We start from the raw sequence: 22,148 nt of genomic DNA on the forward strand, positions 1-22,148 counted from the left end.
AGGCGGACCCTCCGGGCGCTTCGTTCTTTCGTGTTCCGAGCTTATCAGACGTTTTCCGCTCCGTTTTCCGGAGTTTCATTCAGCCGACTCGCTTTCCTTCGCCCCTCTCGGTGCGACTCCGGAACTGTACGGGCATCGCCGCCCCACAAGCAAATCGCCTCCGCAGGGCACCTCCACGCCCGCCGCCGCCGACTCCGTCAGGCCTCTGACCTGCGAACTCTCACCGTTCGGCCATCCCGCCCCCGGACCGCACGGCCCATGCCAACCGCCCCGGCTGCCCCCGGCGCCCGCAAAACAGGTGGTGATCCCACCCGGTCGGCCCCATCCTCATGGCCATGGAAAGCCCGAAGCATCAAATTCGCGCGCAGTACACGGCGGGCACCGTCACCGTCTATCAGGCCTACCGGCCCGAGATCGGCCTGCCCGCAGCCCGCGACGGCAGCTTCCCCGCCGCCTGGCAGCGGCACCGGATGACGTGGATCAAGCCGTCGTTCCTCTGGATGATGTATCGGTGCGGCTGGGGCACCAAGGAGGGGCAGGAGACCGTCCTCGCCGTCGAGATCTCCCGCGAAGGCTTCGAGTGGGCGCTCCGGAACGCGATGCTGTCCCACTACGAGCGTGACCTGCACAGCGACCACACGGCTTGGAAGCGGGCGCTCAAGCGCACCCCCGCCCGGGTGCAGTGGGACCCGGAGCGCGATCTGCACCTCCGTCCGCTGCCGTACCGCTCCCTGCAGCTGGGGCTTGCCGGCGAGGCGTCCGCCGGCTATGCCGACGACTGGACGGTGGGCATCACGGACGTGACGCCGCTCGCCCATCGCGTCCACGGCCTCGTCCGCGCGGGCGATCTCGCGGCGGCTGCGCAGCTGCTCCCACCGGAGCAGCCCTACCCGGCCCCCGACGGCCTGCTCAGCCACCTGACGCCCTGACGGTGGGTCAGTGGTGCGCGTGCTGCGCCGGCGGGTCCGCCGGGTCGTAGCGGAGCGCCCAGGCGCGTTCGCCGACCAGGATCTCGGCCGGGTCGCGGGGCTGGTGCAGCAGGTCGACCACCTGCTGGACGGTGCTGTCGAGGATGCGCGAGGTGCGGAAGCCCTCCGGCGTGGCCGGGGAGGAGATGGTGACGGGCGCGGCCAGGACCGCGTCGCCGTACGGTTCGACGCCGTTGGCCAGGCGGCCCTCGAAGCTGGGCCGGGTGGCGTCGTTCTCGGCCCGGACCAGGCCGGTGAGCTCCTTGCAGGCGTCCTCCTCCAGCGAGATCCAGACCCCGAGGGTGACGGTCCGTCCGTCGGTCAGCGGGATCGGCAGCAGGGCGCGGACGAAGCCGCCGATGGTCCGGGTCAGGACCACCTGGTCCGACCGGAACGAGACGACCTGTTCCTGCTGCTCCGCCGAGAGCTCGGCCACCGGGTCGGGGAGCGCGAGGTTGAAGCGCGGGTCACCGGTGTCCAGCAGCGCGCCGCAGCCGCACAGCGGTACCGGCGGCAACCCGTCCGATCCGTCGTCCGACCCGTCGTGGCCGGCCCCCGCCACCCTGGCCTGGTGGAAGGCGATCCACGCCTGCGCACCCACCTGGAAGCTCGGTGCCCCGCCGCGCACCGGCGACGGCGCGGGCAGCTGGCTGATCAGCCCCTCCCTGACCATCTGGTTGAAGACCGCCATCCGCCAGACGAACGCGCGGGCGTACGGCTGCTCCCAGAAGTCGTCCCCGGCCTGTACCCACTCCCCCGGTACGGTGGCCTGCTCCAGCAGCCGGGCTCCCAGCTCGGCGGCGAAACCCCTGATCTCCGCATTGCTGAAGGTCTGGCCCCGCCTGAGCCTCCGTCGGAGGTAGAAGGCCAGTGGCAGCCCGATCAGCAGACCCAGCGCGATGCCCACCACGATTTCCGGCTCGATCATGTCCGTCCCCCGCCCCGTATCGCCGTCACGGCCCCGGAGCCTACTGATTCCGGACCTGATCCTGCCGGGGAACGGAGAACGCCTCCTGCCGTTTGCACGGCAGGAGGCGTTCGGCCGCACCGTCAGGCCCGGCCCAGCTCCTCGACCAGGGCCGCCACGAAGCCGTCGATGTCGGCCTCGGTGGTGTCGAAGGCGGTCATCCAGCGGACCTCGCCGGTGTGCTCGTCCCAGAAGTAGAAGCGGTAACGCTTCTGCAGCCGCTCGCTGACCTCGCGCGGGAGCAGCGCGAACACGGCGTTCGCCTGCACCGGCCGGACCAGCGTCACGCCGTCGATGCTCTCGACGGCGGCGGCGAGGCGCTGCGCCATCGCGTTGGAGTGCGAGGCGTTGCGCAGCCAGAGGTCGCCGCTCAGCAGGGCCTCGAACTGGACCGACACGAAGCGCATCTTCGAGGCGAGCTGCATCGACATCTTGCGCAGGAACTTGAGGTTCTTGACCTTGTCCGGGTTGAGCACCACCACGGCCTCGCCCATCAGCAGGCCGTTCTTCGTCCCGCCGAAGGAGAGCACGTCCACACCGGCGTCGGTGGTGAAGGCGCGCAGCGGCAGACCGAGGGCCGCGGCCGCGTTGGCGATCCGGGAGCCGTCCAGGTGGACCAGCATGCCGTGCTCGTGGGCGTGGTCGCAGATCGCCTTGATTTCCTCGGCCGTGTAGACCGTGCCCAGTTCGGTGTTCTGGGTGATCGAGACGGCGAGCGGCTGGGCGCGGTGTTCGTCGCCCCAGCCCCAGGCCTGGAGGTCGATCAGCTCGGGGGTGAGCTTGCCGTCCGGGGTGGGGACGGTGAGCAGCTTGAGCCCGGCGATCTTCTCGGGGGCGCCGCACTCGTCCACGTTGATGTGGGCGGACTCGGCCGCGATCACCGCGCCCCAGCGCGGCAGCAGCGCCTGCAGCGCGACCACGTTGGCGCCGGTGCCGTTGAAGACGGGGTACGCCTCGGCCCGGTCGCCGAAGTGCTTGCGGAACACCTGCTGCAGGTGCTCGGTGTACTGGTCCTCGCCGTACGCGACCTGGTGGCCGCCGTTGGCGACGGCGATGGCGGCGAGGATCTCGGGGTGGACGCCGGCGTAGTTGTCGCTGGCGAAGCCCCGGACGGCGGGGTCGTGCCGGCGGACGGCGTCGGTAGCAACGGTCATCGGGCTGTCAACCACAGGTGCTGTCCGTTCAGTTCTGCTGCGGGGCGGTCCCAGAGGCCCGCCAGGGCGTCGGCCAGGGCGGCGGTCTCGGTGTAGCCGGTGAACTTCGCCTCCGGCTTCTCGGCCCGCATCTCGGGGGTGAGCAGGGCCTTGATCACCAGGATGGCGGCTGCGGCGGTGGGCTCGCCGTCCGGGGCGGTGGTCTCCTTCTTGAAGGAGTCGGCCATCGAGAGCGTCCAGGCCTCGGTCGCGGCCTTGGCGGCGGCGTACGCGGCACCGCCGGCGGTCGGCTTGTGGGCGGCGCTGGCGGAGATCATCGCGTACCGGCCGGCCTGGCTGCGCACCAGCGCGGGCTGGAAGGCCAGCGAGGTGTGCTGGAGGGTGCGGACGACCCGGTCGTGCAGGAAGTCCCAGTCGTCGATCCGGCTCTCGAAGAAGCTCTTGCTCCCGCGCCAGCCGCCGACCAGGTGGAAGACGCCGTCTACGTGGCCGTGCTCGGCCTCCAGGTGGTCGGCCCAGTCGTGGACCTCCTGCGGGTCGAGCAGGTCGATCACCTGGCCGCTGATCCGGGCGCCCGGCACCTCGCGCCGGACGGCGTCGGTGGCGGCCTCCAGGTTCTGCGCGTCGATGTCGGCGGCGATCACGGTGGCGCCCGCGGCGGCGAGCCGGCGCAGCGTGGCGCGCCCGGCCGGGCCGGTGGCGCCGGCGACCGCGACGACCTTGCCCTCGAGGTGACGGGTGTTCACGCGGCGGCCCCCTGGCGGTCGGCGTCGGCACCGGTGATGCCGGTGGTGGCGGCGATCACGCCGCTGAGCTTCTTGGCCAGGGCCTCGTAGAACATGCTGAGCGGGAACTCGTCCGGCATCACGGCGTCGCACAGGGCCTTGTTGAGGGCCTTGCCGTCGGCGGTGTCGAGCGGGAGCGCCTCGGGGCCCTTGGCCCAGGTGGAGGCGGGGTGCGGGGTGAGGTACTTGGAGACCAGCTGGTAGGCGGCGATCCAGTGCGCGGTCTTGGGCCGGTCGATGCCGTCCCGGTAGAGCGTCTCGATCTCGCCGCAGAGGGCGTTGGTGACGTCGGCGACCCGGTCCCAGTCGATCGAGAGCCGGTTGTCGCGCCAGCGCAGCGCGTCGTGCTTGTGCAGGTACGCGAAGAGCAGCTGGCCGCCCATGCCGTCGTAGTTGCGGACCCGGTCGCCGCTGACCGGGAAGCGGAACATCCGGTCGAACAGGATCGCGTACTGGACGTCGCGGCCCTGCTCGTAGCCCTCGGCCTCCAGCCGGACGGCCTCCTTGAAGGCGGTCAGGTCACAGCGCAGCTCCTCCAGGCCGTACATCCAGAACGGGCTGCGCTGCTTGATCATGAAGGGGTCGAACGGCAGGTCGCCGTGGCTGTGGGTGCGGTCGTGGACCAGGTCCCAGAGCACGAAGGTCTGCTGCGAGCGCTGCTGGTCGGCGAGCAGCTCGGCGGCGTCGGCCGGGATCTCCAGGCCGAGCTGGCGGACGGCGCTGGCGGTGACGGCGCGGAAGCGGGCCGCCTCGCGATCGCAGAAGATGCCGCCCCAGGTGAAGCGCTCGGGGGCCTGGCGGACCGCGACGGTCTCCGGGAAGAGCACGGCGGAGTTGGTGTCGTACCCGGCGGTGAAGTCGGTGAAGGTGATCGGCACGAACATCGGGTTGTCGAAGCGGGTGCGCTCCAGCTCGGCCAGCCACTCGGGCCAGACCACCTTGAGCAGGACGGCTTCGAGGTTGCGGTCCGGGTTGCCGTTCTGGGTGTACATCGGGAAGACCACGAGGTGCTCGAGGCCGTCCTCGCGCTGCTCGGCGGGCTGGAAGGCGAGCAGCGAGTCGAGGAAGTCGGGCTCGCGGTAACCGGTGTCGGCCCACTTGCGCAGGTCGGCCAGGACCGCGGTGAGGTAGGCGGCGTCGTGCGGGAAGAGCGGGGTGAGCTCCTCGACCGCGCCGAGCACCGTCTCGACCAGCGGGTCGACGGTGTGCCGCTGGACGGTGGACAGGTCGATCGAGCCGTCCTTGGACTGCAGCGGGCGCAGGGCCTCGACCGCCTCCTTGAGGCGCTGCCAGGCGGGGTGTGCCGCGTGGCCGGCCGGGGTCACTCCGGAGAGTTCGGCCGCCACAGCGAGCGTTGGCGAAAGATTCTGCATCAGAGACCCACTTCGACAGGAGTTATTTCGACAGCACCACCATAGATTCGAAAGGTTCTCCTGTTCAAGGGGGGTCGGGCCGACACTGGGGTGAACAGAGCGGTGTCCACCATCCGGACACTTCGCCGGACAACTCCGGGCACTCCCGGCGGCCCGGTCACCAGGGCCGACGCGGCGGCCGGGTCGTACGCCGACCATGCCCGCTGCCCCGGCGCCCCGCCACCGGAGTGTCCGCGCGCCCGCTGGGCAGTTCTCTCCCGGTAGATCCGGCCAGACCTTCGTCTCTCGCTGCTCCAGGAGTCCCGTCATGACCGCTGTTCCGCGCACGATCCGCCTCGTCCCTCTCGCCTCCCTGCTGGCGGCGGCCGCGCTGCTCGGCGGCTGTGCGCCGCAGCAGGAGGGCGGGGCCGCGTCCGGGGACAGCACCTGTGCGCAGGGCCAGTTGGCCACCAAGAGGGCCGGCACCCTGACGGTGGGCACCGACAAGCCCGCGTACGACCCCTGGTTCGCCGAGGACAGCCCGGCGAACGGCAAGGGCTTCGAATCGGCGGTCGCCTACGCGGTGGCCGAGCGGCTGGGCTACGACCGGTCGAAGGTGGCCTGGGTGGTCAGCCCGTTCAACAAGGCCTTCGCCCCCGGCGCCAAGGACTTCGACTTCGACATCAACCAGGTCTCGGTCAACGCCGAGCGCAGGCAGTCGGTGGACTTCTCCTCCGGCTACTACGACGTCCGGCAGGCCGTGGTGGCACTGAAGGGCTCCAAGGCCGCCGGGGCGAAGAGCCTGGCCGAACTGAAGGACGTCAGGCTGGGCGCCCAGGTCGGCACCACCAGCCTGGCCGCAGTGACCGACCTGATCAGGCCGGGTACCCGGCCCGCGGTCTTCGACGACAACGACCTGGCCAAGGCGGCCCTGCGGAACGGCCAGATCGACGCCCTGGTGGTCGACCTGCCGACCGCGTTCTACATCACCGGCGCCGAGGTGACCGAGGCCCAGGTGGTCGGCCAGCTGAGCGCGGCGGGCGCGGAGCAGTTCGGCCTGGTGCTGGACAAGGGCAGTGCGCTCACCGGCTGCGTCACCCGGGCCGTGGACGCGCTGCGCGCCGACGGCACGCTCGCGCGGCTGGAGCAGCAGTGGCTCTCCGACGCCGTCTCCGCCCCGGTGCTCAAGTGACCACCGGGACCGAACCGTTGACGACGGAGTACCGGCCCTCCGAACGCCGGCTGGCCCGGGAGGCGTACCGGCGCAGGCGGGCCCGGCGCTCGGCCCTGGTGGCCGCCACCAGCACCGGTCTGACCGCACTGGTGCTCTGCCTGGTGGTGGTCGGCTCCCCCGGCTGGGAGCGCACCAGGGAGACGTTCTTCAACGCCCGCTACGCCCGACTGGCCCTGCCCGAGGTGCTCCGGGGCCTGTGGGTCAACCTGGCCCTGATGGTGGTCTGCGGGGCGCTGATCGTGGCGCTCGGGCTGCTGCTGGCGGTGCTGCGGACGCTGCGCGGCCCGGTGTTCCTGCCGGTGCGGCTGCTGGTCACGGCGTACGTGGACTTCTTCCTCGGGCTGCCGATGATCATCTGCCTGCTGATCATGATCACGGGCGTGCCGGCCCTCCGGCTGACCGGCGTGACCACCGACCCGCTGGTGCTGGGCGGGGCCGCGCTGGTGCTCACCTACTCCGCGTACGTCTCCGAGGTGTTCCGGGCCGGCATCCAGTCGGTGCACCCGAGCCAGCGCGCGGCGGCCCGTTCGCTGGGGCTGAGCAACGCGCAGGCGATGCGGTACGTGGTGCTGCCGCAGGCGGTGCGGCGGGTGGTGCCGCCGCTGCTGAACAACTTGATCTCGCTGCAGAAGGACACCGGCCTGGTCTCGATCGGCGGGGTGATCGACGCGGTCTTCGCCGCGAAGATCATCACCTCCCGGACCTTCAACTACACGCCCTACCTGGTCGCCGCACTGGTCTTCATCCTGCTCACCGTCCCGATGACCAGGTTCACCGACCGGATCACCACCCGGATGAACCGCCGTCAGCTCCACGGAGGCGCCGTATGACCGCCGGCCCCGCGACCGAGCCGGTGCTGCGCCTGGAGGCGGTGCGGAAGTCCTTCGGCGGCCGGACGGTGCTGCGCGACGTCGGCCTCACCGTGCCCGCGCACTCGGTCACCGCCCTGATCGGGGCCTCGGGGTCGGGCAAGTCGACCCTGCTGCGCTGCGTCAACCTGCTGGAGGAGATCGACGACGGCGCGATCTTCCTGGACGGGGCGGAGATCACCGACCCCCGGGCCGACCAGGATGCCGTCCGGCGCCGGATCGGGGTGGTCTTCCAGGCGTACAACCTCTTCCCGCACCTGACCGTGCTGGAGAACGTCACCCTCGCCCCCCGCCGGGTGCACCGGAGGGCCAGGGCCGAGGCGGAGGCGCACGCGCTGGAACTGCTCGACCGCCTCGGCCTGGCGGCAAGGGCCTCCGAGTACCCGGACCGGCTCTCCGGCGGCGAGCAGCAGCGGGTCGCCATCGTGCGGGCCCTCGCCACCGGGCCCCGGCTGCTCCTGCTGGACGAGGTCACCGCCGCGCTCGACCCCGAGCTGGTCGGTGAAGTACTCACCGTGGTCCGGGACTTGAAGGAGCAGGGGATGACCATGGTGCTCTCCACCCATGAGATGGGATTCGCCCGCGAGGTGGCCGACCGGGTCTGCTTCCTGGACGCCGGGGTGGTGCTCGAACAGGGGCCGCCGGAGCAGGTGTTCGGCGACCCGGCCGAGGAGCGGACCAGGCAGTTCCTGCGCCGGATCGTCGCCTCCGGACGGCTCGCCCCTGGACCCTGACCGTCCGTCACACCACAATGCGCCCCCGTACGCGCCCTACTGCGCCCGGCTCCGATCGGTGATCGTGGACCTCGAGTCCCGGCACACCGGCCTGGAGGGGGCGCCGTGCACGGTCCGGTCGTGGTCAGCTGGCTGCTCGTGGCACTCGCCGCCGCCTCCGCCGGGTACGGCCTGAGCCGGCTGCGGGGTGCCCGGGCGGGCCGGGAGTCGGGCGCGACCGAGGCGCTGATGGGGATCGGGATGGCCGGGACGGTACTGCGGCCCGGGGTCGTCTGGGGCTGGCTGTTCGCGCTGCTCGCCCTCGCCCTGCTGCTGGCCGCCCTGGCGCCCGGTGCACCCCGGGCGCACCGCCTGCACCACGGCGTCGGGGCGCTGGCGATGGCGTACATGGGACTCGCCCCGGCCGGTCACCACGGCACGGCGGGGCTGCCGACGGTGACCGGGGCGCTGCTGCTCTACTTCGGCGGGTACGCGCTCTGGACCGGCAGCCGGCTGCTCTCCGCCCCCGGCGGGCCGCTCGCGGCGGCCGGTGCGGTGAGCGTCTCGCGGGCCTACCGCACGGCGATGGGCGTGGGCATGTTCGCGATGCTGCTGACGATGTGACCGCCGCCCGCCCCGGCCCGCCGTGTCAGCTTGGTCACTGGCGGGGCGCGATTCGTTCCTAAGCGGCGCACCGAGCGCGTAGGTTGGGGACACGGCGCACGGTCGCGCCCGCGTGCCCGCCTGGGGGAGCACCTGTCATGACGGCTCTGTTCGGTCTGCTGCTGCTCGGTGTCCTGCTGTCCACCGCGGCGCCCCGGCTGCTGAGCCGGGCGCGCTGGGCCGAACGCGAACCGGTGCTGGCGCTCTGCGCCTGGCAGTGCCTGGTGGTGGCGGTCCTGCTCTGCTGCCTGCTCAGCCTGCTGCTGGCCGCCTCGGCCGCCCTCCCCGACCTGCGCGAACTCCTCTTCACCGGCGCCCCGCACGGCGTCGAGGCGGCCTACGGCCTGGCCGGCGCCGAGGGCTGGGGCCGGCTGGCCGCCGCCCTGTTGGCGGCGGGCGGGGTCTGGACGGCGTACTCGCTCGGCCGGGAGGTGCTGGCAGCCCGTGCGCTGCGCGGCCGCCGGTTCGCCGAACTGACCGACCGGGCCCCGGAGTTGCCCGGCGGGCTGACCCTCCCCCGGCCGACCGGCGAGCGGCTGGTGGTGCTGGAGAACCTCCGCCCCGAGGCCTGGTCGCTGCCCGGGCCAGGCGCCCGGCTGGTGGTCACCACGGGCGCGCTCCAGCAGCTGACCGACCGTGAGCTCGCGGCCGTACTGAGCCACGAGCGGGGACACGTCCGGGCCAGGCACCACTGGCTGGCGCAGTCCGCGCAGGCGCTGGCCAGCGGATTCCCGGGGGTGGGCGTGTTCAGCGCGTTCCGGGACCAGGTGGGCGAGCTGGTGGAGCTGGCCGCCGACGACCGGGCGGCCCGGCGGCACGGGCGGGTCACCACCGCACTGGCGCTGGTGGAGATCAACAACGGGCGGGGCGTGTTCGGCGCCTGCACGCCGCAGCACCTGGCCCAGGCGCCCCGGCGGGTGGACCGGCTGCTGCTGGGCGAGCCGCGACTGCCCGTGCACCACCGCCTGCGGCTCACCCTCGCGGCACTGGCCGTCCCGGCGGCGGCCGTCCTGCTGGCCGCTGCGCCCGGGTTGCACGCGCTGCTCTGACCCCAGCCCACAGCATGGGCCGGATCGAGCTCTACTCGGGCCGGCAGCCGCCGGCGCTCTGGTCGCGCAGCGTCCGCGCCAGCACCTCGCGGTGCACCGGCTGCGCCTCCCGGTAGCGCTCCCGTCCGGCCTCGGTGAGCATCACGTAGATGCCCCGGCGGTCGGAGGCGCACATCGCCCGGTCGACCAGCCCGGCCTTCTCCAGCCGCCCGATCAGGCGGGACAGCGCACTCTGGCTGAGATGCACCTGGTGCGCGAGGTCCTGCACCCGGAGGGAGTCCCGCTCCAACCGCTGCTCGTCCTCGAAGAGGCGCTCCAGCACCTCGAACTCGCTCATGCCGAGGCCGTTCCGCTCACCGAGCTCACGGTCGAGCGCGCACGCAGTGGCCGCGTGGCGGGCCAGCAGGGCCCGCCAGTCGGCGACCAGGGTCGCCTCATCGGCGACGACATCGAGTTCTGACACGCAGCCGAGGCTAGCACATGTTTGGGAACTTAGTGCGAACGCATTAAATCGACTTGCATTGATTGCACGTGCATGTAGTGTCTCCCCCATGACCACAGCCCGAGAGCCATCGGCAACCCATGCCCCTGCCAACCCTTCTGACGCCCCGTCCGTCCACGGCGACGACAAATGGAGTCCCCGGCTCTGGGGCACCCTGATCGTCCTCTGCGCCGCGCTGTTCCTCGATGCCCTCGACGTCTCGATGGTCGGTGTCGCCCTCCCCTCGATCGGCGACGACCTGCACCTCTCCACCTCCACCCTCCAGTGGGTGGTCAGCGGTTACGTGCTCGGCTACGGCGGCCTGCTGCTGCTCGGCGGCCGGGCGGCCGACCTGCTCGGGCGCCGCCAGGTCTTCCTGGTCGCACTCGCCGTCTTCGCCGCCGCCTCCCTGCTCGGCGGCCTGGTCGACGACGGCGGCCTGCTGATCGCGGCCCGCTTCATCAAGGGCGTGGCCGCCGCCTTCACCGCCCCGGCCGGCCTGTCGATCATCACCACCACCTTCGCCGAGGGCCCGGCCCGCAACCGCGCCCTGAGCATCTACACCGTGACCGGCGCCAGCGGCTTCTCGCTCGGGCTGGTGCTGAGCGGCCTGCTCACCTCGGCCGGCTGGCGCTTCACCTTCCTGATGCCCGTCCCGGTCGCCCTGATCGCGCTGGTCTTCGCGTTCCGCCTGCTGCCCCGTCAGCCCCGCCCCGAGCGCGGCACCGGGGGCTACGACATCGCCGGAGCGATCACCGGCACCGGTTCGCTGCTGCTGCTGGTCTTCACCGTCACCGAGGCGCAGAGCGCCGGCTGGGCCAGCGCCCGCACGATCGGCTCGCTGATCGTGGTGGTCGCCCTGGCCGCCGCCTTCCTGGTGATCGAGCAGCGCACCGCGCACCCGCTGGTCCGGCTCGGCATCTTCCGCAACGGCGGCGTGGCCCGGGCCAACCTGACCGCGCTGGCCCTGTTCGGCTCGTACGCGGGCTTCCAGTTCGTCGCCACGCTCTATCTGCAGCGGCTGCTCGGCTGGTCCGCGCTGGAGATGGCGCTCGCGTTCCTGCCCGCCGGTGCGCTGGTCGCCCTGTCGGCGACCAAGATGGGCGCCATCGTGGACCGGTTCGGCACCGGGAAGCTGATGCTGACCGGCGTGCTCTCGCTGACGCTCGGCTACGCGTTCTTCCTCCGGCTGGACGAGCACAGCAGCTTCGTCGGCCTGGTGCTGCCGAGCATGATCCTGCTCGGCATCGGCTTCGCGCTGGGCTTCCCCTCGGTCAACATCGCCGCCACCAACGGCGTCTCGGACGACGAGCAGGGCCTGGCCTCCGGCCTGGTGAACACCGCCTTCCAGGTCGGCAGCGCCCTGGTGCTGGCCGCCGCGACGGCCGTGATCACCGCGGGCAGCAACGGCGGGCAGAGCCCGGCGGCCCAGCTGGACGGCTACCGCCCGGCGCTGCTGGTGATCACCGGGATCTCGCTGCTCGCCTTCCTGGTCACCGCGGTCGGCGTGGCCCTGGAGCGGAACCGCAAGCAGCCGGTGTCCGTTCCCGACTACGACTACGCCCCGGCCGCCTCGGACGCCAACTCCGAGGCGCTCAGCCCGCGCTGACCCCTGGTCAGCACGAAGGCCGGCTCCACCAAACCCCCGTGTTGGTGGAGCCGGCCCCGTCTCCGTACGCGGGTACCCCTGAGGGGACCCGACGTCGGCACCGCCAGTATATTGGCCGGGAGCCAACCAACGTACGGAGCAGACACGATGGCACCTCGCGGGGAATCGGTCAACGAGGAAATGCGCCAACGTTCCCGGCTCCGCATCATGGCGGCCACGGTGGAGCTGGTCGACCAGCGCGGATACGCCGGGACCACACTGGGTGACATAGCCGAGCGCGCCGGGCTCGCCCGGGGCCTGCTGTCGTACTACTTCGACAGCAAACGACTCCTGATGCAGGCGGCCACGCACCGGATGATGCACCTGGCGCTCTCCTCGGCGCTGGACGGGCTGCCCGAGGACTCGGGGCCGGACGTCCGGCTGGCGCGGGCCATCGACGCGGTGCTCGGGCTGGCGCTGGCGCACCCCCGGGTGATGCGCTCGCACCTCGCGCTGATCCTCGACCCGGACACCGGCGCGTTCGTCAAGGACCCGGAGCAGCGCCAGCTCGGCGCGATCCTCCAGGACCTGCTCGGGGCCTGGGGCGCGGCCGACCCGGTCGGCGAGCACGCGGTGCTGCGCAGCGCGCTGATGGGTGGCTGCATCGGGCTGCTGCTGCCGGGGGCGGCGCTCTCGCTGCCGCCGATCCGGGCCGACCTGTTCTACCGGTACGGCCTGGACTGGGACTGGGGCGTGCCGCCGCAGCCGGTCGCACCGCCGCGCTCGCAGCCGCCGACCCGGGCCGGGTGACCGGCGGTCGGGTGATGAGGGGTCAGGCGACGGGGGGTCAGGCGACCACCGGTCAGTGGCCGGCCAGGATCCGGGTGAGCAGGTCCCTGGTCTGGTCCGGGGTCAGGCTGTCGACGCAGAGCCGCTCCATCACCTGGACGTAGGCGTCGACGTCGTCCCGCTTGTCCAGGTAGAGCGCGCTGGTGAGCTGCTCCAGGTAGACCACGTCGGCCAGGTCCTGTTCGGGGAAGCGCAGGATCGAGAACGCGCCGCTCTCCCCGGCGTGCGCCCCGAACCGGAACGGCATCACCTGGATCACCACGTTCGCCTGCTCCGAGACGTCGAGCAGGTACTGCACCTGGGCCCGCATCACCTTCGGCCCGCCGACCGGCCGGCGCAGCGCCGCCTCGTCGATGACCGCCCAGAGCCGGGGGCTCTGCCCGTCGGTGAGCAGCTTCTGCCGCCGCAGCCGCAGGCTGAGCCGGCGCTCCAGCTCCTCGTCGGAGATCACCGGGCGGGTCTGCCCGAAGACGGCGCGGGCGTACTCCTCGCACTGCAGCAGGCCCGGGATGAACTGCACCTCGTAGGTGCGGATCTGGGCCGCGGCCTCCTCCAGCCCGACGTAGGTCTGGAACCAGCCGGGCAGCACGTCGTTGAAGCTGTGCCACCACCCGGACTTGTTGGCCTCCCGGACCAGGCCGAGCAGCGCCTCGCGCTCGCCGCCGTCGTCCACTCCGTACAGGCTGAGCAGATCGGCGACGTCGCGCTCCTTGAAGGAGACCCGGCCGAGTTCCATCCGGCTGATCTTCGACTCCGAGGCACGGATCTGGTACCCGGCGTCCTCGCGGGTGATGCCGCGGGACTCGCGGAGGCGACGGAGCTGCGAACCGAGCAGGATACGGCGCACCATCGAACCGCCGCCGGGCTGAGCTGTGGTGGTCATGCCGTAAACCTCCGCCGTGGGCAAACAGCGCACAGTCTGCCATCAGTTGAGCGCTCTGGGTGCCGGTACCGGCGGAACGATCTCCCAGTTCTGTGGCTTCGGCACCATGATGCACGTGCATCCGGCGCTTGCATATGCCAATAGTGCGACTGCACGTGAATCGACTCTTGCATCCGCAGTGTGCGCAGAGGACCATGGTGCACGTGCACCTGCACGCCCCTGGCATCCCTGCGGGCACCGCGTCGACACCACGCGCGTTTCCGCACACGCATCCGGCCGCGCCCCCGCGTGGCCGGTTGTCCGTGTGCGCGTGTGGCCGGTCGGAGCGGTGCCCGTGAGGCCGAGCGAGTCGGAGGTGACCGGCATGACCCCGGCGGGTCCAGCCGTGTCCGCCCCCTTATGGGAGGAGCTCTTCATGAGCACCGGTACGGCCATCGCGGTCGACCCCCACGTGGTCACCTGTACCCTCGCTCCTCGCTTCGACGCCGTCAGAACGGCCCGGGAGTTCGCCCGGTCCACGCTGCACGGCTGGGGCCTCGGCACACTCTTCGACGACGTCGCACTGGTCGCCTCCGAACTGGTGACCAATGCGCTGCGGCACGCCCTGGAGCAGCGTCCTGATGCTCCGTCTGCCGAGTCGCTCCGAATAATGAGCGAGTCACTCCGCTCCTCGGAGGCGCTCCGACTACCGGCCCAGCCCGGTGCGGCGCAGGCCGCCGACGCCCGGCTGCCGATCCGGATCAGCCTGGTGCACCGCTCGCCGCAGGTGGTCTGCGCGGTCAGCGACCCGAGCAGTCGCGGTCCGGTCGCCCGGGAGCCCGACTTCGTCGCCGAGTCCGGCCGGGGGCTGCACCTGGTGGACTCATTCAGCCGCTCCTGGGGCTGGCACCCGCTGGCCGGTGCGGGCAAGGTGGTCTGGGCCGTCTTCGAGGCCGAGGACCCGACCGGCACGGCCGGCCGCCACCGGCGCTCCGCCTGAGCCCCACCCGGGCGCAGTAGTAGGGGCAGCAGTAGTAACAGAGCAGACATGACGAAGGCCGTCGCGGTGACTTCCACGACGGCCTTTGACGCACCGTTGGACTGATGCCGGATCAGCCGGCCAGGTGGTCGAACTCCCCGTCCTTCGCGCCGAGCAGCAGGGCGGTGATCTCCGCGCGGGTGTAGATGAGCGCCGGTCCGTCCGGGAAACGGGAGTTGCGCATCGCGACGTCGCCGCCGGGCAGCGCCGCGAACTCCACGCAGTTCCCCTGCGAGTTGCTGTGTCGGCTCTTCTGCCAGACCACATCGAGGTCCGCAGCCGCCATGCCGTTGTACGTGTTCTGCATTCGAATTCTCCCCGACGTGCCTGGCGTTTGCCTCACTTGACGTGATGATAGCTCCAGTGCACGTGCATCAGCACGGGTGTTTGCTCGTGCACCAAATGGGCATCATCTCTTCATCGGCCGTGCCGGATCGGCAAGTTGACGCCACTTATGCGGACAAAAGCGATCGAATCGTGAACACACCGATGACTGCGCGTACTCGAACTCCTGCTGGTTGTCGATCTTGCCGGGCTCCCGAAGTCGCCTCACGATCCGTCACTTCGGTCGAATTGTGACGCCGATCACCGTCCGGAGTCCGGGCCGACTGTGGGCCGGAGCGGTGAATGTCCTACGATCTCCGCCATGAGCACAGCAGCCATCCCGGGCGCGCCACTGCCCGTCCGCACTCCCGGCTCCCGTGCGCGGGGGCGCCACCGCCGTCCCGAGCGGCCGGAGATCCCGGCGGGTTCGCCGAGCCTGGTACTGGCCGTCCCGGCCACCGCCGGGCCCGAGGCCCGCCCCGTGGTCGAGGAACTGCTCTCGGTGGTCCGCGGCGAGCAGCCCGGCATCGAGGCCACCGCCGCGTACCTGGAGAGCGCCGACCAGGAGTACCCCACGGTCGCCGGGCTGCTCGCCCAGGCCGCCGAGGCCGGACTCCCCGCCCCCGTCCTGGTGCCCCTCCTGCCCGGCCCGCACGGCTTCCTGACGGAGCTGCACCGCCTGGCCGCCCGGACCGGCGCCGTGGTCACCGATGTCCTCGGGCCGCACCCGCTGCTGGCCGAGGCCGTCCACGTCCGGCTCTCCGAGGCCGGTCTGGCCCGCGCCGACCGGGCCCGGCTGTTCGCCATCGCGACGGCCGCGGACGGCGTCGTGCTCACCACCGCCGGTGGCGAGGAGGCCGCTGCGGCGGCCGGGATCACCGGGGTGCTGCTCGCTGCGCGGCTGGCGGTGCCGGTCGTGCCGGCGGCGCTCGACGTGCCGGGTTCGGTGCTGGCCGCGGTCGAGCACCTGCGGGCGACCGGGTCCCAGCGGCCCGCGCTGGCGCCGCTGGTGATCGGGCCCGAGGCCGATCCGGAGCTGCTCGCCACCGCGGCGGAGGAGTCCGGCTGCCCCAGCGCGGCCCCGCTCGGCGCCTACGCGGCGCTCGGCCAGCTGATCGCCTCGGCGTACCTCACGTCCCTGGCCATCCCGCTGCCCGACGAGGCCTGACCTCTTCTTCCCACGGGACCGGCCAGGGGCTCGGGGAACGGCAACGCCGCAGAAGTCGGCGTCACCGTTCCCCGAGCCCCTGGCCGTCGTGCGCCCGGAAGTCTCAGGCCAGCCGGGCCGTGGGCGCGGCGGTGTCGTGCAGGGCGAGGTGCGGGGTGGTGATCGGGCGGGGGCCCGGGGTGGCGGTGGTGGGGGTGCGACTGCTGTCCCGGTGGACCTGGACCGCCTGGGAGTCGCCGGCCCGGCGGAGCACGATGCGCTTGGGTTCAGGGAGGGCGGGGTCGATCCAGAGCTCGGGGCCGCCGAACTCGCAGTCCAGCACCGCGATGTCCTCCGGTGCACCGCCGTCCACGGCGGCGAACGCCACGCCCGCCTTCCGATAGCCCGTCAGTCGACTGCGGGTCACCAGAACGCTTTCGCCCGCCAGTTGGTGGTGCTTGGTGGAGACGGCGAAGTCCGACAGGCCGGCGCCGTCGATCAGCAGGCCGTCGAGCACTGTCCCCTTGTCCCGCCCGAGCGCGTGCAGGGCCACTCCCCCGGCCGCGTTGCCGTAGAGGACGCTGCCGGTGTAGTCGAAGTCGTTCAGGTAGGCGCCGTGCTCGATGCCCCAGCCGCCGTTGTGGTAGGCCACGAACTGCCCGACCACGTGGTGGTGTTGGGCGTTCAGCCAGACGAAGATGCCGTTCTCCAGGTTGTTGTGGGCCAGGCATCGCTCGAAGGTCCAGACGCCCTCGCTGGTCTCCGGCCAGTGGTAGCCGGAGGCGCCGTTCGCGCCCTGGACCCCGACCGCGACGCAGTCCCGTGCCACCCCGCCGGTGCCGGCGCCGAGGCTGAAGCCGGTCAGCCGGTAGCCGCGCGGGTTGGGGTCGAAGAGGGTCCGGGAGGCGACGCAGGAGTCGTAGGTGATGTCGTCGGACGGGCCCTGCGGGGTCCTGGTGTCCAGCGGCCCGTCCCACCAGTAGGCGTCCTCCCAGGTCTGGTGGCTGATGCAGCTGCGGAAGGTGATGCCGTGGCTGGCGTGCGGGACGAAGGCGTGGCTGCCGGTGTCGCGGACCACGACGCCCTCGACCACGGTGCCCCGGCTGCTGTCGGCGAGCATGTGGAAGTGCAGCCCGTACCGGCCGAGCACCGGCTCGGTGACGGCCTTGCCGTTCCACTGGTCCTTGCCCGGGGCGCGCGGCCCGAGCCAGCGCAGCGCGGCGTGCCGGACGTCGGACTTCCGGGAGCTGGTCAGGTGGACGTGGGCCCGGCCCTTCTCCGTCCCCTCGATTCGGACATTACGGGTCAAATTCAGCACCTCGGCCCCGACCGTGACGCCCCCTCCGGTGGCCACCCGGGGGTGCGGGTACTTGAGCGGGCCGTCCAGCGTGACGGTGCTGCCGCTGACGGCGGCGATGGTGCGCAGGTCGTACCGCTCCGAGAAGCCCTCGGCGTTGGGGGCTCCGGTCGGGGTGACGGCGAGCTCGTCGCCGGGGCGCCAGCCGGTCGGCGCGGCGGCGAGGGCGATGGTGGTGTCGCCCGCCTTCAGCGGGCCCGCGGCGCGGACCCAGGCCGTCCTGGCGGCGCCGTCCAGCCGCAGGTAGCCGGCGCCGGTGACCCAGAGGCCGGTGTCGCTCGGGACCAGGGTCATGCCACCGCCCTGGAAGCGTCGCTCGTCGACCGCCGGGAAGCGCAGGGTGTGCAGGACGGCATCGGTCGGAGCGAGCGTCAGACTGCCCTTCACCTCGACGTTCCCCGCCGAGCTGAGCACCACCGAGCGGTCGGCCGCGAAGGTCAGCGAACCGGATGCTTCGACCACCAACGACCCCACCGACACATCGGCATCCAGCAGCACGTGGTCGGAGATCCGGACGGCGGCGGCCGGGCTCGGCAGGCTGCCGCCCCACCCGGCCGGGTCGGACCACGGGCGGGCCGGCGCCGGGGTCGGCAGGGGGGACTCCGACGGCGAGGGCGACGGCGAGGCCGAGGGGACGTCGGTGCCGTGCGAGTGCGAAGCTTCGGCGGAGGGCGGCGGCAGAGCCGAGGGGCCGTCAGGGGCGCCCCCGGTGCGCCGGACCAGCTCCTCCACCCCGACCGCGGCCACCACCGTGCCGGCCGCGATCCAGCCGAGTACCTTTCTCCGCCCGGCCTTTGCCGAGTCGTTACCTTCCGGGGCCGGTTCGGGCCTCTTCGCGTGCCGCATGCCGCCGCGCACCTCTCCGCCCGGGCGGCGCCTGCGGCCGCCTCGCCTGAAGCATAGGCAAGTCCCTTGAACGGCAAGGCTTTTGATCAGATTCGATCGAAATCAACCATTGGAATTCACTCCTCCGGTCCATGAAGGTTCCCTGAACAAACCATGATCCACATCACAGAGGTTTGCGGTTTCAACTTAAGCCTGCCTAATGTGCTCCCCTGTTCGTGGCCACACGGACCCCGTCCATCCGGAACGCCGAGTCCTGCCACCGGATGAACAGGCAGCTCAGTACGCACCATGGCAGGGGCGGGGGAACCACAGGTAAGTCGCCGGGGATTGGTCCGATTTGACCGATTTTCGGCTAGGGGTGAAGCCGTGCTCAAGCACGGCCGGGCAACTCCAGCCCGAATCCGACAGCTCACCTCGCAGGCGTGGGAGAGGAACGCATCTTCATGCTGTCCAGCAGCGCCTCCAAGCGCACCCGCCGTCTGATCGCCGCGACCGGCGTGGTCGGCATCGGCCTCTCGGTCCCGGGCCTCGCGGCCGGTTCCGCCTCCGCCGCCACCGTCTCCACCTGGGACAAGGTCGCCCAGTGCGAGTCCACCGGCGACTGGAGCATCAACACCGGCAACGGCTTCTACGGCGGCCTCCAGTTCACCTCCAGCACCTGGGCCGAGTTCGGTGGCACCCAGTACGCCGCCCAGGCCAACCAGGCCACCAAGGGCCAGCAGATCTCGATAGCCGAGAAGGTGCTCGCCTCCCAGGGCCCCGGCGCCTGGCCGGTCTGCTCCGTCAAGGCCGGTCTGACCAAGGGCGGCGGCGCCGCCCAGGTCGACACCTCCTCGGACAGCTCCGCGAAGGCCGCCACCCCCAAGGCGACCACCCCCAAGGCCGAGACCCCGAAGGCCGCCGCCCCGGCGCCGAAGGCGGCCGAGCAGCAGACCACCACGACCACGGCGGCCAAGAGCTACACCGTGGCGCCGGGTGACTGGCTGTCCACCATCGCCCAGAGCCAGAACGTCGAGGGCGGCTGGGAGAAGATCTACGAGCTCAACCGGTCGATCCTGACCGAGGGCCCGGACATGATCTACCCGGGCCAGCAGCTGGCCCTCGGCGGCACCACCACCGTCGTCACCCCCGCGCCGAAGCCGATCGCCCCGGCGCCGGCTTCGCCCTCCACCGGCTCGTCCACCGGCTCCTCCGCCAAGACCGGCGGCAAGAGCACCAAGGCCGCCTCCGGCTCGACCACCGCCACCACGGTGGCGGCCACCGGCAGCAAGGCCGCCGCGATCAACTTCGCGATGTCCAAGCTCGGCCAGGCCTACGTCTACGGCGGCAGCAGCAACGGCGGTTGGGACTGCTCGGGTCTGACCCAGGCCGCCTTCCGCCAGGCCGGCATCTCGCTGCCGCGGGTCGCCAACGACCAGGCGGACGCCGCCACCCGGGTCTCGCTGGACAACCTCCAGACCGGCGACCTGCTCTTCTGGTCGAACAACGGCAGCAACTCCGGCGTCTACCACGTCGCGATCTACATCGGCGACGGCAAGTACGTCGAGGCCGCCAACCCGCGCGCCGGTGTGAAGACCGAGTCCATCGCCAACTGGGCGCCGGACTTCGCCGGTCGCGTCTGACGCACCCCCGGCCCGTAAGCGCACTGCCCCCGGAGACCTGGTCGGCTCCGGGGGCAGTGCGCTGCGGCGATATCCTGGGCGGGCGATGTGCGCCTTCGTTCCGTTGGTCATGTCCCGGAGTTCCCTGCCGACAGCCGACCGCGAGGACCAGCCATGACCGAGCAGCCCACCGGGGCCCAGCGCATCGCCGAGACCATCCGGCCCGCCATGCTGCAGGGTCTGCAGAACGCCGACCTGAGCGGCGCCACCGGCACCCAGCACATCAACGCCTGGGCGGACTGGATCGCCGAAGCCGTCTTCCACACCGCCGTCCAGCCGCTCGCCACCGAGCGGGACGCCTTCGCCGACCGGGTCGACACCCTCAGCGATATCGCCAAGCGCCACAAGGCCGACTACCTGGACGCCGTCCAGGACGTCCAGCGCCTGAACGCGCGGGTGGCCGAGCTCGAAGCCGCCCTCGGCCGGGCCGGGGCGCCGGCCGCCGACCCGTCCACGGACCTTCCCGCGACCCTTCCCGCAGACCTCCCCGCGGACCCGTCCGACGACTGAGCCACGGCCGCCCGGCCCGCCCCGCGCCGGCGCCGGTGGTACGCGACGGTGACCGCCGCCAGCAGCGGGCCCCAGGCGAGCAGCGGCAGGTAGCAGGCCAGCAGCAGCCAGAACCCGGGGCCGCTGTGCGGCATCGACTCGCCCTGGTCGCTCACCGGCCCGGCCGGCTGCAGCAGTTGGTTGACGGTCGCGCCGCCGATGACCACCATGACCAGGACCGCCCCCACCCCCGCCGGGACGACCGCCGCCAGGACCGGCACCCGTCTCCCGCCGAGCAGCGGCACCCACCCGGGCACCACCTCGCCCCAGGGCCGGACCAGGCCGAGGGTGAGCAGCGCGAGCGCCTCCGAGACCAGGCTGAGCAGCAGCACGAACGGCGCCGCCTGCAGCACCCAGGTCCGGTCGCCGTACCAGTCGGGGAAGCCGGTCACCAGACCGAGCCGCCAGAGGCCGGACGGCAGGGTGACCAGGGGGACGGCGTGGGCGGCGACCACGGCCCAGCGGGGTGCGGGGACGGACATCTGACAGCTCCTCGGTTCCGGCCCGGTTCGCGGGCACGGACCGATCCTCCCGCCGGGCCCGACCCGGCCGCCTCGTCCCCGGGGCGGACCCCCTCCCCCGGCGGGGGGAGCCGGAACGCGCGAGTGGGGCACGGGGACGATCCCCGTGCCCCACTCGACGGACGGTCAGCTCTTCGGGCCGGCCCCGGTGGAGCCGCGCATCACCAGCTCGGGCTGGAACATGAACTCCGCGCGCTGTCCCGGGTTGCCGCCGACCTCCTCCAGCAGGGCGTCGACGGCGGCGGTGGCCATCGCCTCGACCGGCTGGCGGATGGTGGTGAGCGGCGGCTCGGTGAAGGCGATCAGCGGGGAGTCGTCGAAGCCGACCACCGAGACGTCCTGCGGCACCGCGAGCCCGCGCTGGCGGACCGCGCGGATCGCGCCGAGCGCCATCATGTCGCTGCCGCAGACGATCGCGGTGCAGCCCTTGTCGAGCAGTGCGTTCGCCGCCGCGTGGCCGCCCTCGACGCTGAACAGGGTGTGGTGGACCAGCCCTTCGGCCTCCGCCCCGTTCACCCCGAGCAGTTCCCCTATCGCCGCCGTGAAGCCCTCGATCTTGCGCAGCACCGGCACGTACCGGCGCTGGCCGACGGCCAGGCCGATCCGCTCGTGGCCGAGCTCGACCAGGTGCTGGACGGCCATCCACATGGCGGCCCGGTCGTCCGGCGAGATGAACGGTGCGGCGATCTTCTCGCTGTAGCCGTTGATCAGCACGAACGGCACCTGACGGCCGGTCAGCTTGGCGTACCGGTCGTGATCGGCGGTCGAGTCGGCGTGCAGGCCGGAGACGAAGACGATGCCGGCCACCCCCCGCTCGACCAGCATCTCCACCAGTTCGTCCTCGGTGGAGCCGCCCGGCGTCTGGGTGCAGAGCACCGGCGTGAAGCCGTGCCGGCTCAGCACCTGCTCGATCACCTGGGCCAGCGCCGGGAAGATCGGGTTGCTGAGCTCCGGGGTGATCAGCCCGATCAGACCGGCACTGCGCTGGCGCAGCCTGGTGGGGCGCTCGTACCCGAGCACGTCCAGGGCGGCCAGCACTGTCTGCCTGGTGGTCGCGGAGACCCCTGCCTTGCCGTTGAGGACGCGGCTGACGGTCGCTTCACTGACCCCCGCCTGCGCCGCGATGTCCGAAAGTCGCGCCGTAGTCACGATCCCAGAGCCTATTGCAAC

At 72.0% G+C, this 22,148-nt stretch carries 21 protein-coding genes, 1 pseudogene and 1 riboswitch; of the genes and pseudogenes, 12 read left to right on the top strand and 10 right to left on the bottom strand.

Translation table 11 applies throughout. The features are described 5' to 3' along the window. Positions 1-335: 335 nt before the first annotated feature. Positions 336-929: a DUF4291 domain-containing protein gene (locus tag ABT118_RS27815; RefSeq protein ID WP_350674808.1), complete on the top strand. Its 594-nt coding sequence runs from the start codon at positions 336-338 to the stop codon at positions 927-929. A gap of 7 nt (positions 930-936) precedes the next feature. Here the strand turns inward: ABT118_RS27815 and ABT118_RS27820 are convergent, their stop codons facing one another. From ABT118_RS27820 to ABT118_RS27835, 4 genes are all read right to left on the bottom strand, one after another. After that, on the bottom strand, positions 937-1,896 hold the full coding sequence (locus ABT118_RS27820; protein WP_350674810.1) for a DUF2199 domain-containing protein: 960 nt from the start codon (positions 1,894-1,896) through the stop codon (positions 937-939). A 122-nt stretch (positions 1,897-2,018) separates the two neighbouring features. Continuing rightward, the gene (locus ABT118_RS27825; RefSeq protein WP_350674813.1) at positions 2,019-3,089 is read right to left on the bottom strand and encodes a threonine aldolase family protein; all 1,071 of its coding nucleotides are present in this window, start codon (positions 3,087-3,089) and stop codon (positions 2,019-2,021) included. After that, positions 3,086-3,835: an SDR family NAD(P)-dependent oxidoreductase gene (locus ABT118_RS27830; RefSeq protein ID WP_350674815.1), complete on the bottom strand. Its 750-nt coding sequence runs from the start codon at positions 3,833-3,835 to the stop codon at positions 3,086-3,088. Before ABT118_RS27830 ends, ABT118_RS27825 begins: the two co-directional genes overlap by 4 nt. Continuing rightward, on the bottom strand, positions 3,832-5,247 hold the full coding sequence (locus tag ABT118_RS27835) for a DUF6421 family protein (protein WP_350674816.1): 1,416 nt from the start codon (positions 5,245-5,247) through the stop codon (positions 3,832-3,834). Before ABT118_RS27835 ends, ABT118_RS27830 begins: the two co-directional genes overlap by 4 nt. A gap of 307 nt (positions 5,248-5,554) precedes the next feature. Between ABT118_RS27835 and ABT118_RS27840 the strand changes: the two genes are divergently transcribed. The 5 genes from ABT118_RS27840 (at position 5,555) to ABT118_RS27860 (ending at position 9,754) form a co-directional block, all read left to right on the top strand. After that, complete coding sequence (locus tag ABT118_RS27840) at positions 5,555-6,418, top strand: ABC transporter substrate-binding protein (protein ID WP_350674818.1); 864 nt, start codon at positions 5,555-5,557, stop codon at positions 6,416-6,418. Further along, complete coding sequence (locus ABT118_RS27845) at positions 6,415-7,290, top strand: amino acid ABC transporter permease (protein ID WP_350674819.1); 876 nt, start codon at positions 6,415-6,417, stop codon at positions 7,288-7,290. The genes ABT118_RS27840 and ABT118_RS27845 overlap by 4 nt, the downstream gene beginning before the upstream one ends. After that, positions 7,287-8,063 (top strand): amino acid ABC transporter ATP-binding protein, encoded by a 777-nt coding sequence (locus ABT118_RS27850; RefSeq protein ID WP_350674821.1) that lies wholly within the window; start codon positions 7,287-7,289, stop codon positions 8,061-8,063. The genes ABT118_RS27845 and ABT118_RS27850 overlap by 4 nt, the downstream gene beginning before the upstream one ends. 105 nt (positions 8,064-8,168) lie before the next feature. Continuing rightward, on the top strand, positions 8,169-8,666 hold the full coding sequence (locus tag ABT118_RS27855) for a DUF5134 domain-containing protein (protein WP_350674823.1): 498 nt from the start codon (positions 8,169-8,171) through the stop codon (positions 8,664-8,666). Between the two features lie 137 nt (positions 8,667-8,803). Next, a complete protein-coding gene (locus ABT118_RS27860) occupies positions 8,804-9,754 on the top strand; it encodes a M56 family metallopeptidase (protein WP_350674824.1) in 951 nt (316 codons plus the stop codon). A gap of 31 nt (positions 9,755-9,785) precedes the next feature. On the opposite strand, the gene ABT118_RS27865 is transcribed toward ABT118_RS27860, so the two are convergent. Continuing rightward, on the bottom strand, positions 9,786-10,217 hold the full coding sequence (locus ABT118_RS27865) for a MarR family winged helix-turn-helix transcriptional regulator (RefSeq protein WP_350674826.1): 432 nt from the start codon (positions 10,215-10,217) through the stop codon (positions 9,786-9,788). 88 nt (positions 10,218-10,305) lie between these two features. Between ABT118_RS27865 and ABT118_RS27870 the strand changes: the two genes are divergently transcribed. Next, positions 10,306-11,844, top strand: a complete 1,539-nt coding sequence (locus tag ABT118_RS27870; RefSeq protein ID WP_350674828.1) for an MFS transporter — start codon at positions 10,306-10,308, stop codon at positions 11,842-11,844. A gap of 180 nt (positions 11,845-12,024) precedes the next feature. Beyond that, positions 12,025-12,633, top strand: a complete 609-nt coding sequence (locus ABT118_RS27875; protein WP_350674829.1) for a TetR/AcrR family transcriptional regulator — start codon at positions 12,025-12,027, stop codon at positions 12,631-12,633. A gap of 52 nt (positions 12,634-12,685) precedes the next feature. Here ABT118_RS27875 and ABT118_RS27880 read toward each other — a convergent pair whose 3' ends face one another. After that, the gene (locus ABT118_RS27880) at positions 12,686-13,555 is read right to left on the bottom strand and encodes a Sco1979 family transcriptional regulator (RefSeq protein ID WP_350674831.1); all 870 of its coding nucleotides are present in this window, start codon (positions 13,553-13,555) and stop codon (positions 12,686-12,688) included. A 415-nt stretch (positions 13,556-13,970) separates the two neighbouring features. Here ABT118_RS27880 and ABT118_RS27885 point away from each other — a divergent pair, with 415 nt between their 5' ends. Continuing rightward, on the top strand, positions 13,971-14,534 hold the full coding sequence (locus ABT118_RS27885; RefSeq protein ID WP_350674833.1) for an ATP-binding protein: 564 nt from the start codon (positions 13,971-13,973) through the stop codon (positions 14,532-14,534). A 112-nt stretch (positions 14,535-14,646) separates the two neighbouring features. Here ABT118_RS27885 and ABT118_RS27890 read toward each other — a convergent pair whose 3' ends face one another. Beyond that, complete coding sequence (locus ABT118_RS27890) at positions 14,647-14,880, bottom strand: DUF397 domain-containing protein (RefSeq protein ID WP_350674834.1); 234 nt, start codon at positions 14,878-14,880, stop codon at positions 14,647-14,649. A 339-nt stretch (positions 14,881-15,219) separates the two neighbouring features. On the opposite strand from ABT118_RS27890, the gene ABT118_RS27895 reads away from it, so the two are divergent. Further along, positions 15,220-16,065 (top strand): sirohydrochlorin chelatase, encoded by an 846-nt coding sequence (locus tag ABT118_RS27895; RefSeq protein WP_350674836.1) that lies wholly within the window; start codon positions 15,220-15,222, stop codon positions 16,063-16,065. A gap of 103 nt (positions 16,066-16,168) precedes the next feature. On the opposite strand, the gene ABT118_RS27900 is transcribed toward ABT118_RS27895, so the two are convergent. Beyond that, positions 16,169-18,247, bottom strand: a complete 2,079-nt coding sequence (locus ABT118_RS27900; protein WP_350674837.1) for a hypothetical protein — start codon at positions 18,245-18,247, stop codon at positions 16,169-16,171. Between the two features lie 272 nt (positions 18,248-18,519). After that, positions 18,520-18,685: riboswitch (cyclic di-AMP (ydaO/yuaA leader) on the top strand. On the opposite strand from ABT118_RS27900, the gene ABT118_RS27905 reads away from it, so the two are divergent. Both ABT118_RS27905 and ABT118_RS32785 read left to right on the top strand, forming a co-directional pair. After that, complete coding sequence (locus tag ABT118_RS27905) at positions 18,670-19,869, top strand: transglycosylase family protein (protein WP_350674839.1); 1,200 nt, start codon at positions 18,670-18,672, stop codon at positions 19,867-19,869. (Overlaps the previous riboswitch by 16 nt.) A gap of 153 nt (positions 19,870-20,022) precedes the next feature. Further along, positions 20,023-20,418 (top strand): hypothetical protein, encoded by a 396-nt coding sequence (locus ABT118_RS32785; RefSeq protein ID WP_502884698.1) that lies wholly within the window; start codon positions 20,023-20,025, stop codon positions 20,416-20,418. Positions 20,419-20,432: 14 nt separating this feature from the next. Here ABT118_RS32785 and ABT118_RS27910 read toward each other — a convergent pair. Both ABT118_RS27910 and ABT118_RS27915 read right to left on the bottom strand, forming a co-directional pair. After that, positions 20,433-20,939, bottom strand: a pseudogene (locus tag ABT118_RS27910) (hypothetical protein); the annotation flags it as partial. 165 nt (positions 20,940-21,104) lie between these two features. Beyond that, positions 21,105-22,127 (bottom strand): LacI family DNA-binding transcriptional regulator, encoded by a 1,023-nt coding sequence (locus ABT118_RS27915; RefSeq protein ID WP_350674842.1) that lies wholly within the window; start codon positions 22,125-22,127, stop codon positions 21,105-21,107. Positions 22,128-22,148 lie beyond the last annotated feature (21 nt).

Origin of the sequence: Kitasatospora sp. NPDC002040 (assembly GCF_040296785.1) — a bacterium.
Classification (GTDB): domain Bacteria; phylum Actinomycetota; class Actinomycetes; order Streptomycetales; family Streptomycetaceae; genus Kitasatospora.